Raw genomic sequence first — 12761 nt, 5'->3', positions numbered from 1 at the left:
GAAAGTCTTTCCGTTGGGACCCCGTGAAGAGGCGCCTGAGGTAAAACGCCGCGGCAGCGTGGCACGTTAGACCACGACACTCCCGTCTAACTCCTTCCCATGCCCGCCCTCCTCGGTATCCTGCGCACCGGCACCAGCGGCATCGTCGTGCCCGGCCCCAAGGCCACCTTTCCGGAAGCCTACCAGGCCACGAGCCGCCTCTACTACGCCACCCTGCTCAACTCGATGGAGATTAACAGCACCTTCTACCGCATCCCCCAGCCCAAAACGTTTGCCGCCTGGGCCGCGGAAACCGTCCCGGCGTTTGACTTTACCCTCAAGCTGTGGCGCGATATTACGCACACCACTGCGCTGGCCGAGGACCTCTCCGGCATTGCCCGCTTTATAAAGGCTGCACGGGAGTTGGGTACCAAAAAGGGCTGCCTGCTCATTCAGTTCCCGCCCAGCAACACCATTCGCCAGCTAAAGGCAGTTAGTGCCCTCTTGGATGCGCTGGCCGCGGCAGCCCCTGCCCACGAGTGGCGCACAGCGGTGGAGTTTCGTCACCCCAGCTGGTACGCCGAGGATGCGTTGGAGATGCTGGACCAGCACGGCGCCAGCCTCGTGCTGCACGACAAAGGCCCCGCCCGAAACGCCCGGCTAAACGAGAGAGCAGACTTTGTTTATCTGCGCTTCCACGGCCCCAAGGGCAATTACCGCGAGTCCTACGAGCGCGACTTTCTGCACGACCAGGCCGAGCTGATACACGACTACCTCCAGGAGGGGAAAGACGTGTACGCCTACTTTAACAACACCATGGGCGCCGCGTTTGAAAATGCCCAGGACCTGCACCGGCTGGTAGCGGAGCGGGCGTGAGCCGTACGACCCGCGTCCGGGGGCAGTTCAACGCGCTGCGGGCCGACACGGCGCACTACTACCTGCGCGAAAACGAGCTCAACCGCCTGGGCTACGATTTGCTGCACAACGGCTACCCGGCGCAGTCCGTGGAGGTGTTCAAGCTGAATGCCATCCTGTTTCCGGCCAGCTTCAACGTGTATGACAGCTACGGGGACGCCTGCCGCGACACGGGCCTGCGCGGCGAGGCTATCTTTCTCTACCAATGCGCCCTGGCCCTGAACCCCGCTAGCAAGGGCACCCAGGTATCGCTACGCCGGCTGCTGGACCCACCCCGCTAACTCTTCTTTTTTTACGTTTATAACATGCTCACCGTCATTGCCATCGACGACGAGTCGCATGCGCTGCAGGTAGTGCAACTGCTGGCGGCCAAGGTGCCGTTTCTGGAACTGCGCGGCAGCTTCACGAACGCCTTTACGGCCCTGCCTTTCCTGCAAGCGCACCCGGTCGACGTGCTCTTCGTGGACATTCACATGCCCGACCTGACCGACGTGGAGCTGGTGCAGGGCCTTTCCCGACGGCCGCTCTTCATCTTTACCACGGCCCACTCCGATTACGCCGTGCAGGGCTTCGAGCTGGACGCCGTCGATTACCTGCTCAAGCCGTTTTCGCTGGCGCGCTTTACCAAAGCCTGCGCCAGGGCGCTGGAACGGCACCACGCGCAGGGCCCCGCCAGCCGCCCCGCGGTGTTGGTTAAAACCGGTTACGAGGAAGAACGGCTGCTGCTGCAGGAGATTCTGTACGTGGAAGCCGATGGCAACTACCTCACCTACGTGCTGGCCACCCGGCGGGTGCTCACGCGCCAGACGCTGGCCGATGCCTTGCGCCAATTGCCGGCGCACCGCTTCGTGCGGGTGTACCGCTCCTACCTCGTGGCCGTGGGTAAGATAGAGAAAATAGCCCGCCACGAAATGACCGTGGCGGGCACCAGCATCCCCATTGGCGCCTCCTATGAAGGCGTGCTGCAAACACTGCACGCCAGCCTGGCACCGTAAGGCTGGAGGTCGCCGTGCCGGGAGAAGCCGCAGCAATGTGCTACCGGCGGTAAGGTGCACCACTGCGAAGCCTCTATCTAAGGCCTAAGTAGGGAGCCCAGTCTCCGCCTCATTGACAATGACAAACAATCTTGTTCAACTACTCTTAGAAAATGGAACTTCTGACCGCCCGTTTACGCCTGCGGGAATTATCCCAGGCCGATTTAGCGCCCATTCACCGGTTGAACTCCTTGCCCGAAGTAGATGAGTTCAATACGCTAGGCATTCCTGACAGCCTGGAAACGACTAATCAGTTGCTGCAGGGTTGGCTTACTCAACAGTTGGCCACTCCCCGCGTAGGCTACGTTTTCGGTGTTGAGCGTTTAGGAAGCCGTGATTTCATGGGATTGATTGCCCTCAACTTCGGTAAGCCTACGTTTAAAAATGCGGAGGTCTGGTACAAATTATTGCCAACTCATTGGGGCCAGGGGTTTGCGACCGAAGCATTGACCGAGCTAATACAATTCGGATTTCGCGAGTTGCACCTGCACCGTATTGAAGCGGGCTGCGCCGTGGAAAACGCGGCCTCAATTCGGGTGCTGGAGAAAGTTGGCATGACAAGGGAAGGCCGTAAGCGCCAGGTACTGCCCATCCGGGGCAATTGGGTGGATAACTACTCCTTCGCCATCCTAGAAACGGACGGTGAGCGTCTGGGCGGCCAACCGTCAAGGGGCGGTGAGTAGAACAAAATGCCAGCTCCCTCTCGGTCAACACGGTTCAGGCGGCTGCTTCGATTTAGATGTTTGACAAGTAATCAGCCCAGCAACCGTCCTGTTTAATAACCGCAAAAGCCACTGGCTAGCCAGGAAAGCCTGGTGCGCCCGTTAGCAAATTTGCGGCTAACTATCTGTTAGACAATTGTTACTTCAAGAAGTAACAGAGAGAATAATCGTAAAAAGAATAGACCGATAGGTTTAATTTAAAAAATTTACGAATAATTTCGTAAATCATGCACAGGTTACGAACTTCTTCGTATATCTTTGAATTACGAAAGTATTCGTAAATTTTAGCCACTGCCATTTATGCCTGATTTACCCAAACCTACTGATTCGGAACTGGCCATCCTGCAAGTGCTCTGGCAGCACGGCCCGGCCAACGTCCGTTTGGTCAACGAGCAACTGAGCCAGCAGCGCGAGGTGGGCTACACCACCACCCTGAAGTGGCTGCAGCTCATGCTGGACAAGGGCCTTGTGCTGCGCGACGAGAGCACCTGGCCGCATACCTACCGCCCGGCCGTGCACGAGGAGGAAACCCAAACGCAGCTGCTCGACCGGCTCGTGCAGTCGGCCTTCGGCGGCTCGGCCCTGAAGCTGGTGCTACGGGCCCTGGGCAAGGGCCAGAACACCCGCGAGGAACTGGACCAGATTCGCGCCCTGCTCAACCAGACCGCCCCCGCCCCGGACGCCACCCCCAACCCCTCGCCCGATGAACTCGCTCGCTGACCTGCTGCCGCCGGCCCTGCTGCGGGCCCTGGGCTTTACGCTCCTCCACTCGCTGTGGCAGGGCACCTTGGTGGGCCTGCTGGCCGCCGTGCTGCTGATGCTGCTACACCGCCACGCGGCTGTGGTGCGCTACCGCGTGGCGGCGGCGGCCCTCGTAGCCATGCTGGCCCTGGCGGGTCTCACGTTCGGGCGTTACTACGCGGCCAGTCTGGGCTCACCAGCTGTTGCCACGGCTATCGAACCGCGCAGCGAGGAGTTTAGAAAAGACTTGCGTACGCAAGCCGCACCGGCCGAGTCCTCCGGCCTGCGGCAGCTGGTTGACGCGGGCAGTGGCTACGTGGAGCGCCACCTGCCGCTGTTGGTTGGCGGGTGGCTGCTGGGCCTGGTGGCCATGCTGCTGCGGTTGCTGGGCGAACTGGCCTATGTGCAGCGCCTGCGCCACTACCGCGTGGCGGCCTTGCCCGCGGCCTGGCAGGAGTGGCTCGACGATCTGGCCCGACGGGCCGGACTGGGGCAACGGGTGCGCCTGCTGGTCTCGGCGCTGGTGACGTCGCCGGTGGTCGTGGGGGTGCTGCGCCCGGTGGTGCTGCTGCCCATGGGGCTGGCCACGGGGCTGCCCACGCCCGAGCTGGAAATGATTCTGGCCCACGAACTGGCCCACGTGCTGCGCCGGGATTACCTGTTCAACCTCTTGCAATCGGTGGCGGAAACGCTGTTTTTCTATCATCCGGCGGTGTGGTTCTTAGCGGCCAGCCTGCGCACCGAGCGCGAAAACTGCTGCGACGACGTAGCGACCCGCCTCCACGGCGACGCCCGGCTGCTGGCCCAGGCCTTGGCGGCCGTGGCCGAGCTGAACTACGCGGCGACCCGGCCCCGGCTGGCCCTGGCCGCCGCCGGCCCCAACGGCTCCCTGCTGGGGCGCGTGCGGCGGCTGGTGCAACACGCGCCCACCGCCCCCACCTTTGCCGAGGGCTTCGGCGCGGCCGTGGTGGTGATGGGCGGCCTGGCCTTGTTGGCCGGCAGCACGATGGCATCGCTGGGCGCGGCATTGCCCGGCAGCGCACCCTTGGCCGCCAACCAGTCGAGTGCAACGACCTCGGTTCCGACAAGCTCCGTGGCCGCTACGCCGACACTAATCGCGGGGCGTAGCGCTTCCGCCCGTCTCCTTCCTGAACAAACCCCGCAACCGCAGCCGGATAAGCCGAAGTCGCCCCAACGGACCTCAGCCCAGCGAAATGCTTCAACCACGCAGGCTGCCCGGTTTCAAGAATCGGTTGCTCGCCAGAAGGCATTGGCCGCCGCGGATGCTGCCCGCAGCAAGCGGTTGCCGACCTTGTCGCCCCTCACCACCCGCCTGCCCCCTCTCACCGCCGACAACAGCGACGAACGAGCCCGGCAAGCCGACGCGCGGGCGGCCCTGAACCAGCAAGAGGCCGAGCGCAAAATGGCGGAGGCGCACCGAAACCTGGCCCAGGCCGCCCTGAACCGGCAGGAAGCCGCCCGTAAAGCGGACGCGGCCCGCCAAGCGACGGTCCGCCATGCCACAAGCCAGCCTCGGGCACCCAGTGCCCGGATGGAGCCGGTATCCGAAGCCCAGACCCGCGACATCCTGCGGGAGTTGCGCCGGAATGGGCTGCTCCCGCCCACGGCTACCGTCGCCGATTTGCTCTTCAAAGGCACTGAGTTGGCGGTGAACGGCCAGGCTCAACCGGCGGCCGTGGCCGCGCGGTACCGCGCCCGGCTGCGGGTGCCCACCGACGCCACTGGTCAGGTAGTCGGCTCCGTGCACATCACGCTCAACGAGTAGCTACCCACCCGCTTCGCCCCTGTTTTTCTTTCTCACGCAGTAGGCAGTTTTTCTGCTGACCGGCTTTGCCATGTCCGGCCCGGCCGGTCGCCTGGCGGCGTACTGCCCACGCATTTTCAAGCTATATGAATACATCAGCGCTGTCATTCAATTTGTTGTCTGCCATTCGCGGGGTGCGGCGGGGCCTTTGGCTGGGGCTGCTGGCGGCGCTGCCCCTCACGGCCCAGGGGCAGGCCGTGGTGCGCGGCGTGGTGCGCGACGCCCAGGGCGGGGCAGTGGAACTAGCTACTACTACGCTGCACCGCGCCACCGATTCGACACTGGTGAAGTCGGACTACAGCGACGCGGCCGGGGCTTTCCAACTGGCCGCGGCGCCGGGCGGACGCTACTTGGTGTCGGTGACCCAAGTGGGGTTTGCGCGGTACTGGTCGGCGCCGTTTGAGTTGCCGGCCGCGGGCCTGCTCCTACCGCCGGTGGCCCTGGTGCCCAGCGCCGCCACGGCCCTGGAAGAAGTGACCGTCCTCGGCCAAAAGCCGCTGTTTGAGCACCTGGCCGACCGCACGGTGGTGAACGTGGAAGGCAGCACGCTGGCCGCCGGCAACACGGCCCTGGACGTGCTCAGCCGCTCGCCGGGCGTGACGGTGGACGGCAGCGACAACCTGGCCCTGCGCGGTAAGCAGGGCCTGCTGGTGCTCATCGACGGCAAGCGCCAGGCCATGAGCGGCACCGAGCTGGCCGACTACCTGCGGACCCTGCCGGCCGAGCAACTCAAAAGCATTGAGCTGATTAATAATCCTCCAGCTAGCTACGACGCGCAGGGCGGGGCCGGCATTATCGCCATTGCCCTGAAAAAAGACCAGCGCCAGGGCACCAACGGCACGGCCAACCTGAGCTACGGGCGCGGCACATTCGGCCGGTACAGCGCCGGCCTGAGCCTGAACCACCGCCGGGGCCCGATGAATGGCTTCGGCACGTACACCTACGCCGACCTGGGCAACTACGTGCGGGCCGTGTTGCGGCGCGACTTCTTCGCCCCCGGCCAGGCCGGCAGCCGCACCGACCAGGAAGACTACAGCGCCACCCGCACCCGCGCGCACAGCTGGAAAGTCGGGCTCGACTACGACCTCTCGGCCCGCACGACGCTGGGCGTGGCGGCCAACGGCTTGGCCAGTACCAGCGCCGCCGAAGGCACCAACGCGCTGACCCTGCGCGATGCCGCGCAGCGCCCCCTCGCCGCGTTGCAATCCGACACCTACCGGCGCACGGCCGCGCCCACTGTGGCCGGCAACCTGAACCTGCGGCACGCCTTTGCCGATTCCAGCACCGGGCCCAGCCTGGCGGCCGATGTCAACTACGCCTCGTTTCGCACCACCCGGCAGCAGGGCCTCACCGCGCTGCCCGAAGCCCCGGCCGCGCCGCGTCGGCTCACCGGCGACCAAGCCGGCCAACTCACGCTGCGCACGGCCCAACTCGACTACACGCACCCATTGGCCCGCCGCCGGCAATTGAGTGCGGGGGCCAAAATCAGCCAGGTAAGCTCGGACAACGACGTGGTGTTCTGGCAAACGCTGGACGGCGTGACCACCGTGGACCCCGCCCAAACCAACCGGTTTCGCTACGAGGAGCGTGTCGACGCGGCCTATGTCAGCGTGGAGCAAGCGGGCGCCAAAGCCACGCTGCGGGCGGGCCTGCGCGGGGAGCAAACCACGGCCCGGGGCGTGCAGGCCGTGGGCAACGAAAGCTTCGAGCGGCAGTATTTCCAGCTGTTTCCCAGCGCGTCCCTCTCCTACAAGCTCTCGGCCCGGCACGAGCTGGCCCTGGCCCTCAGCCGCCGCCTCGACCGGCCCAGCTACGACGACCTCAACCCGTTTCGGGTGTACCTCAACGCCACCACGTTCCGCTCCGGCAATGCCGGCCTGCTGCCCCAAACCAGCTACGTGGCCGAGCTGACGCACACCTTTTTGCAGCAGTACAGCCTGGCCCTGAGCTACAGCAACACCCAGAATCCGTTCGTACTGGTAACCCAGCCGGCCACTTCGGCCAGTGGCCAGCCCCTCGTTATCCGTCCCGTCAACCTGCGCGCGGAGCACTACCTCGACCTCACCCTCAGCGTGCCCGTGGCCCCGTGCAAGGGCTGGGCCATAGACAACGGCGCGGTGCTGTTCTACGACCAATACACGGGGGAATTGGCTGACACGCGCCTGAACCGGGGCCGGCTCGCGCTGCTACTCACCAGCACCCACACGGTGACACTGCCCCGGGACTGGGGCCTGGACCTGAGCGCCCGCTACCAGTCGCCGGCCGTGTCGGGGTTTTCGGTGACGCGGGCCACCGGCGAGCTGACCGCCGGGGCCCAAAAACGACTCTGGAAGGGCCGGGGCACCTTTAAGCTGAACGTGACCGACCTGCTCTACACCAACCGCGCCCGGGTGACTTCTACCTACGGCACCTACGCCGAGTACATCGCCATTCGCCGCGACACCCGGGCAGCCACGCTGGCCTTCAGCTACCGCCTCGGCAACGACCAACTACCCCCCACCCGCCGCGCCGATACGGCCGGCGACGAAAAGCGCCGGGCCGGCGGGCTATAGCGCCCGGGCCACCCGGCGCGCGGGCGGCGGTACCGTAGCGCCCGGACCAAGTAATTCAGTCTGAGCCCGCCGCCCGTGGAAAACCCAGATTTTACTGTCACTTATCTGTCCTTAAAATGAAGCTCTTTTTCTGCATTTCACTGTTTCTCATCGCCTTATCCGCACCTGCTCAACAAGCTGCCATTGGGGCGCACGACGTGCTAAAGGACAGCATCGTGGCCAAACTCAACCGCGGCGACTGGCAAGGGATTTATGCGATGGGCAATGCCACGTTCCGGGCGGAGGTGAGCGAGGCCCAGCTGACCGGCTTACTTGCCGCAACGAAGGACTTCGGCAGAATCACGGTCTCGGAACTGATTTCCTTCGACAGCACGGGCGCCTTATATCGGTTGCGACTGGCTAAACGGTCGCTTCAATTGAGCGTGTCGGCCACGGGCCCGCGGGTGTACCGCTCGTTGGGCCTCTCGTTCTACAAATTGCCAATTGTCAGGACCCGAACCCGATTTCTGAGCGACAACCCGCTGAAAACGCATTTGGATAGCGTGGTGCAGCGGGCCGTGACGGAGTACATGAGCAACGCGAACGTCGCGGGCCTGTCCGTCGGGGTGTTGGTTGGCGGGCAGCTGCACGTGTACGACTTCGGGGAAACGGAAAAAGGCTCCGGGGTTTTGCCCACGCCCAGCACCATCTACGAAATAGGCTCCGTCACCAAAACCTTCACCGGCACGCTGCTGGCCCAGGCGGTGCTGGACGGCAAGGTGCGCCTGCAGGATGACGTGCGGCAATACGTGGCGGGGCAGTACCCCGATTTGCAGTACGCGGGTGCCCCCGTTCGCGTGGTGCACCTCAGCAATCACACTTCCGGGCTGCCCTCCGAGCCCCCGCTGCCCGGCACCGGCCAGGACCCGTTCGCCCCGGGCCTGCTGGTTGACGACGCGCTGGTGCGCCAGCTGCTGCTCAGCGTGCGGCCGGATACGCTGCCGGGCGTGCGGCGGGCGTATTCCAATTTCGCGGTGGGGCTGGAAGGACTGATTTTAGAAAAGGCCTACCGCGCCCCTTACGAGCAGTTGCTCAAGCAATACATTTTTCGGCCCTACGGCATGAGGCACAGCGCCATTGCGGTGGCTAAGAGGGACCTGTCGCGCTACGCCGCGGGCTACGACGTGGAAGGCAACCGCACGGCGTATTGGCGCAACCGGCTGGCCGAGCCCGCCGGCGGCATCCGGTCCACCCCGCACGACATGCTGCTGTACGTGCGCGGGCAGTTGGACCGCCACCGGGCTGCGGCGCAGCTCTCGCACCAGCTCACGTTTGGCACCGCCCAGGCCGGGGCGGGGCTGAACTGGGGCATCTCCACCACGAAAACGGGGCACCATTTGCGCTGGTCGCACGACGGCGGCACCGACGGCTTCACGTCACTGCTGCTGATTTACCCGGAGTTAGAAGCGGGCATCGTGCTGCTCACCAATACCGGGGACCATTCCATCGACTCCTTTTACAGCATCGCCCGGACCATCTACAGCAGTTGGCTCAAGTAGCGGCCTGCAGCCGATAGCGCAGGCCGCCGGGGCTTTTCGTGGTCCTGAAACAAACCGGTTTTAAGTCAAAAACGAAAACGGCTATGAAAAAAGTCACCCACTATTTCACGGACTTTTTGCTTTTCGCTCTCCTGGCCTGGCCCGCCACCAACGCCCATGGCCAGGACCGCGCCACGGGGCGCCTGGACAGCCTGTTCCGCTCCTTAGCGCAGCACGAAGAGCTGAACGGGAGCGTGCTTATTGCCCGGCAGGGGCGTCCTATTTATCAGCAGTCCTTCGGCTTCGCCCGCTTCGCGCCCGCGCAGGCCAACGACCGCCGCACCGGGTTTGCCCTTGCCTCGGTGGCGAAGGTATTTACGGCCACGGCCGTGCTCCAGCTTCGGGACCGGGGCCGACTCGCGCTGGATGAGCCGCTGAAGAAATACCTGCCGGAGTTTCCGTATTCGGCCATCACCATTCGGCAGTTGCTTTCGCACACCTCCGGCCTGCCCGATTACGAGCTTTACGAGGCGCAGATGGACGCCAATCCTGGCAAAGTCTTTACGAATCAGGACGTGCTGCCGGCCTTAAAGAAATGGAAGAAGCCGCTGGGGAGCCGGCCCGGCGAGAAGTGGGAGTACTCCAACACCAATTATTTGCTCCTGGCCCTGCTCGTCGAAGAAACTTCCGGCCTGCGGTTTCAGCACTATGTACAAAAGCACATTTTCGGCCCGGTCGGGATGAAGGACACCTACTTCTCAGCCGACCCGGCGCGCGTGGCGGACGAGCACCGGGCCGCCAACTACGAGTACCCTTACCTGTACTCTGCCCGCCTGCAAAACGTGGACAGCCTGGCCAAGTACCACTGGCGGTTGCACGGGGCCAGCGGCTTCGTGGGCCAGGGCAACGTTACGACCACTCCGGCCGACATGCTCCGGTTCGATGACGCGCTCTACCAGGGCCGCTTGCTGAAAGCGGCGACGTTGGCGGAAGCCTTTACGCCCACCAAACTGCTTTCCGGCCACGCCGCCGTGGCGGACCTGGGGCTCGGCCAAACTTCCTACGGCCTGGGGTGGATGCTCTTCCTGGATAGCGCCGGGAGCCAAGTAGTCGGGCACACGGGCGGGCAGCCGGGCGCCCTGAGCATTTTTCTGCGGGACCTCACCCACCGGCAAACCGTCGTCCTGTTCGACAATGCCTTTCACCGCGGCCTTTACCGGGCGGGGCTGAACGCGCTGAACCTGCTGCAGCACCAGCCCACGGTTGCCCGCCGCCAATCGTTGGGGCCGGTGTACGGCCGCACGCTGGTTGCGCAAGGGGCCGACGCAGCCTTTTGCAAATGGCAGGAGCTGAAGGCCGATTCCATCCACTACGTTCTCCGAGAAAGTGACCTCAACAGTCTGGGGCTGCAGTTGCTGCACACGGCAGCGTTCGACCAAGAGCACCGGCTGGCGCTGGAAGTGCTCCGCACGAACATTCTGCTGTTCCCGGCGAGCTTCAATACCTACGACAGCTACGGCGAAGGGCTGGCGCTGGCCGGAAAAAGAACCGAAGCCATTCAAATGTACCGGCAGTCCATTGCCCTAAACCCGGGCAACGAAGCAGGAAAACGGGCCTTGGTCAAGCTGCTGGACGACCCGCGGCAGCCGACAGAAACCCAACCGTCGCGCCCGCAGACGCTGCACTGAGCGAGTACTCGCCTGCTACCAGCCACACGGTACCCGGGAGGTCTGGTCCCGACTTCCCTGCGCGGGCCCGCCATGATTTAACTCATTTTCGCGCCCAACAGCTCCGCCCTATCGGGACTCGGGCGGAACTGCTAATCGAACTGCAACATAACCGGCGCAAGCCGGTCTCATCCGCCATATGAGCCGTCCGTCGACGTATTCCCCCTCCGACCAGTACCTCGTGGAACAGGTGCTGCAAGGCGATACGGCGCGGTTTGGGGAGATTGTTAACCGGACCAAAGGCCTGGTGACCCAGATAGTGTTCAAGCTGATTCCGCACCCGGCCGACCGGCCCGACCTGGCGCAGGACATCTACCTCAAAGCCTTCCGCCACCTGGCCGGCTTCCGGCACCAGGCCAAACTCTCGACCTGGATTGGACAAATTGCCTACAACACCTGCCTGCACTACCTCGAGAAGAAGCGCCTGCTCCTGCCGGGCGAACCGGGCCTGGAAGCGGCCGAAACCGGCCCTGGGGCGCCGGCATTGCTGGCGGTGGCGCCGGAGGTGGAAGCCCGGCTCTTCGGCCAGGACCTGACGGCGGTGCTGGCCGCCGAGATTGACAAACTGCCGCCGCTCTACAAAACGCTGATTGGCCTCTACCATCAGCAGGAGCTGAGCTACGCCGAAATTGCGCACATCACTTCGCTGCCCGAAGGCACGGTAAAGAGTTACTTGTTTCGGGCCCGCAAAGCGTTAAAGGAAAGCATCGAAGCTACTTACCAACGGGACGAGCTATGAACACGCCGCACCTTTCCGAACAACAAGCCCAGCAATGGGCCGAAAATGCCTCATCGGCAGACGCAACGCTCGCGGCCCACGTGTGGGCCTGCCCCGCGTGCCAACGCCGGGTAGCCGATTACCAGGCTCTGTTTTCGGCCCTGAAGACGGCCCCGCAGCCAGCGTTCGACTTCAACTTAGCCGCGCGGGTAGCGGGGCAGCTGCCCGGCGTCACGCGGGCTTTTCCCTGGGCGTTTATTGCCTTGGGTGGTCTGGGGTTGGCGTTTGCGCTGGCGGTGGTGGCCAGTGGCTGGGCGGCCCTGCGGCAACTATTCCAGGCCGCCTCGGCCGGAGCGGTAGCGCTGGGCACGGTGCTGGCAGTTAGCGTGGTGCTGGCTTATGGCCTGGAAATGCTGTTCCGCCACCGGCGGCAAACGGAAATTTTTCTTTCCTTGCCCCGCGAGTTGCAACACGACGGCGCGCAGCCGGTCTAATGCATTACCAGGTTCGCCTTGCCTTCCGCTTCATGAAAAAAAGCTTCTTTCTGTTGGCGCTGTCACTGCCAGTCGGTAGGGCCCACGCGCAAGCCCCAAGCCAGGTGCCCGCGGGCCTCGACGCCGCGATGGTGAATGAGCTCCGGCATAATTTCTTCGTGCTGGCCTTGTTTGTTCTGCTGGCGGTGGTCGCGGTGGTCATCTTGAAGCTGCTGCTGGACAACCGCTTGAAAAAGCGGCTCATCGAAGTCGGCGCCCCCGAGAGCACCATTGCCCTCTTGCTCGCCCCGCGCGAGCGGCGCAAGCCCGGCGCCGCGGGCTTGGTGAAGTGGATTGCCTTGCTTACGGCCGCCGGCGTGGGGCTGACGGTGGGCGCGCTTTACCCCCCGTGGGGCGTGCATTCGGTTATCATTCTGGCTTTCAGCCTTGCCCTTGGCCTTACGGGCTACTATTTCTTTCTCAAACGCTCGACTCCTGAGTAGCTAACCGCCCGGCATCGGACCCGCGCCCACCGAGGCCATCCGCCGGCAACTTCCT

12 protein-coding genes are annotated in these 12761 nt (G+C 64.1%); all 12 read left to right on the top strand.

Annotated elements, in window-relative coordinates:
* The first annotated feature begins 99 nt into the window (after nt 1-99).
* The 12 genes from I2H31_RS09600 to I2H31_RS09545 all read left to right on the top strand — a co-directional run bounded on the left by I2H31_RS09600 (nt 100) and on the right by I2H31_RS09545 (nt 12706).
* On the top strand, nt 100-855 hold the full coding sequence (locus I2H31_RS09600) for a DUF72 domain-containing protein (protein ID WP_196292805.1): 756 nt from the start codon (nt 100-102) through the stop codon (nt 853-855).
* Nucleotides 852-1175 carry a hypothetical protein gene (locus I2H31_RS09595; RefSeq protein ID WP_196292804.1) on the top strand — a complete coding sequence of 108 codons (324 nt, stop codon included), beginning with the start codon at nt 852-854 and terminating at the stop codon, nt 1173-1175. The genes I2H31_RS09600 and I2H31_RS09595 overlap by 4 nt, the downstream gene beginning before the upstream one ends.
* 24 nt (nt 1176-1199) lie before the next feature.
* Nucleotides 1200-1889 carry a LytR/AlgR family response regulator transcription factor gene (locus tag I2H31_RS09590; protein ID WP_196292803.1) on the top strand — a complete coding sequence of 230 codons (690 nt, stop codon included), beginning with the start codon at nt 1200-1202 and terminating at the stop codon, nt 1887-1889.
* A 152-nt stretch (nt 1890-2041) separates the two neighbouring features.
* Complete coding sequence (locus I2H31_RS09585; protein ID WP_196292802.1) at nt 2042-2611, top strand: GNAT family N-acetyltransferase; 570 nt, start codon at nt 2042-2044, stop codon at nt 2609-2611.
* 339 nt (nt 2612-2950) lie between these two features.
* Nucleotides 2951-3370, top strand: coding sequence for a BlaI/MecI/CopY family transcriptional regulator (locus I2H31_RS09580; RefSeq protein ID WP_196292801.1), 420 nt, complete (start codon nt 2951-2953; stop codon nt 3368-3370).
* Complete coding sequence (locus I2H31_RS09575; RefSeq protein WP_196292800.1) at nt 3354-5177, top strand: M56 family metallopeptidase; 1824 nt, start codon at nt 3354-3356, stop codon at nt 5175-5177. The genes I2H31_RS09580 and I2H31_RS09575 overlap by 17 nt, the downstream gene beginning before the upstream one ends.
* Before the next feature lie 152 nt (nt 5178-5329).
* Nucleotides 5330-7768, top strand: a complete 2439-nt coding sequence (locus I2H31_RS09570) for an outer membrane beta-barrel family protein (RefSeq protein WP_196292799.1) — start codon at nt 5330-5332, stop codon at nt 7766-7768.
* A 116-nt stretch (nt 7769-7884) separates the two neighbouring features.
* Nucleotides 7885-9306, top strand: a complete 1422-nt coding sequence (locus I2H31_RS09565; RefSeq protein WP_196292798.1) for a serine hydrolase domain-containing protein — start codon at nt 7885-7887, stop codon at nt 9304-9306.
* Between the two features lie 83 nt (nt 9307-9389).
* Nucleotides 9390-10973, top strand: a complete 1584-nt coding sequence (locus I2H31_RS09560; RefSeq protein WP_196292797.1) for a serine hydrolase domain-containing protein — start codon at nt 9390-9392, stop codon at nt 10971-10973.
* Nucleotides 10974-11151: 178 nt separating this feature from the next.
* Nucleotides 11152-11751, top strand: coding sequence for an RNA polymerase sigma factor (locus I2H31_RS09555; protein ID WP_196292796.1), 600 nt, complete (start codon nt 11152-11154; stop codon nt 11749-11751).
* Complete coding sequence (locus I2H31_RS09550) at nt 11748-12224, top strand: hypothetical protein (RefSeq protein WP_196292795.1); 477 nt, start codon at nt 11748-11750, stop codon at nt 12222-12224. The genes I2H31_RS09555 and I2H31_RS09550 overlap by 4 nt, the downstream gene beginning before the upstream one ends.
* A 32-nt stretch (nt 12225-12256) precedes the next feature.
* A complete protein-coding gene (locus tag I2H31_RS09545) occupies nt 12257-12706 on the top strand; it encodes a hypothetical protein (protein WP_196292794.1) in 450 nt (149 codons plus the stop codon).
* The last annotated feature ends 55 nt before the right edge of the window (nt 12707-12761 follow it).

Source organism: Hymenobacter ruricola (assembly GCF_015694525.1).
GTDB lineage: Bacteria > Bacteroidota > Bacteroidia > Cytophagales > Hymenobacteraceae > Hymenobacter > Hymenobacter ruricola.
Note: the sequence above shows the minus strand (reverse complement) of the source record. Positions and strands in the feature narration are given on the sequence as shown.

What these genes read in the sequence shown, in the direction of transcription:
- I2H31_RS09545 (WP_196292794.1), top strand. Translation starts at nt 12,257, where the DNA reads ATGAAAAAAAGCTTCTTTCTGTTGGCGCTGTCACTGCCAGTCGGTAGG.
- I2H31_RS09580 (WP_196292801.1), top strand. Translation starts at nt 2,951, where the DNA reads ATGCCTGATTTACCCAAACCTACTGATTCGGAACTGGCCATCCTGCAA.
- I2H31_RS09590 (WP_196292803.1), top strand. Translation starts at nt 1,200, where the DNA reads ATGCTCACCGTCATTGCCATCGACGACGAGTCGCATGCGCTGCAGGTA.
- I2H31_RS09585 (WP_196292802.1), top strand. Translation starts at nt 2,042, where the DNA reads ATGGAACTTCTGACCGCCCGTTTACGCCTGCGGGAATTATCCCAGGCC.
- I2H31_RS09600 (WP_196292805.1), top strand. Translation starts at nt 100, where the DNA reads ATGCCCGCCCTCCTCGGTATCCTGCGCACCGGCACCAGCGGCATCGTC.
- I2H31_RS09560 (WP_196292797.1), top strand. Translation starts at nt 9,390, where the DNA reads ATGAAAAAAGTCACCCACTATTTCACGGACTTTTTGCTTTTCGCTCTC.
- I2H31_RS09575 (WP_196292800.1), top strand. Translation starts at nt 3,354, where the DNA reads ATGAACTCGCTCGCTGACCTGCTGCCGCCGGCCCTGCTGCGGGCCCTG.
- I2H31_RS09555 (WP_196292796.1), top strand. Translation starts at nt 11,152, where the DNA reads ATGAGCCGTCCGTCGACGTATTCCCCCTCCGACCAGTACCTCGTGGAA.
- I2H31_RS09565 (WP_196292798.1), top strand. Translation starts at nt 7,885, where the DNA reads ATGAAGCTCTTTTTCTGCATTTCACTGTTTCTCATCGCCTTATCCGCA.
- I2H31_RS09550 (WP_196292795.1), top strand. Translation starts at nt 11,748, where the DNA reads ATGAACACGCCGCACCTTTCCGAACAACAAGCCCAGCAATGGGCCGAA.